The sequence below is a fragment of the Variovorax sp. 01T432 genome (assembly GCF_056398605.1).
In genome coordinates this window covers 1-550 of record NZ_JBFTPS010000157.1, presented here as the reverse complement: position 1 = coordinate 550, position 550 = coordinate 1, and the positions used below count along the sequence as shown (strand labels likewise).

1 protein-coding gene is annotated in these 550 nt (G+C 67.4%); it reads left to right on the top strand.

Translation table 11 applies throughout. The features are described from left to right. Positions 1-431 (top strand): universal stress protein (locus AC1DNF_RS35770; RefSeq protein WP_478153677.1); only part of this gene is annotated, 431 nt, incomplete at its 5' end. Positions 432-550: the final 119 nt, after the last annotated feature.

The following is a 550-nucleotide window of genomic DNA, read 5'->3' as shown; positions in this document are numbered from 1 at the left end:
CCATGAAGATCCTTGTCGCTACCGATGGGTCCAAGTATTCCCTCCGCGCCGTCAAGTACGCCGCGCGGCTCGCGCATCTGCTGCGCACCGCGTCGAACAAGATCACGCTGATCAGCGTCCATGACGATACCGGCCTGCGCCATGCCAAGGCCTTCGTCGGCAAGGCGGAAGTCGCCGACTAYCTGCGCGAACTCAGCGAGAAGGAACTCARGCCGGCCAGRAAGCTCCTGCAGGCCGACGGCATCGGGTACGACATGGAGATCCGCACCGGCCACGTGGCGCAGGAGATCGTCGACTGCGCCAAYACGGGCAAGTTCGACATGATCGTGCTGGGCTCCAAGGGCCGCAGCGCGGTGGCCGACCTGCTGCTCGGCTCCGTGGCGCAGCGTGTGCTCGCGACCGCGAAGCAGCCGGTCGTGGTGGTGAAATGAACGGCCGCGCGGCCGCTGCCGGTCGAGGCGGGACGGCATGAATCTCGACGACCTGAACGACGATCCCGAAGACACCGCGCACAGCGCCGCCGAACGTGCGGGCGCGGCGGCGCGGAGCA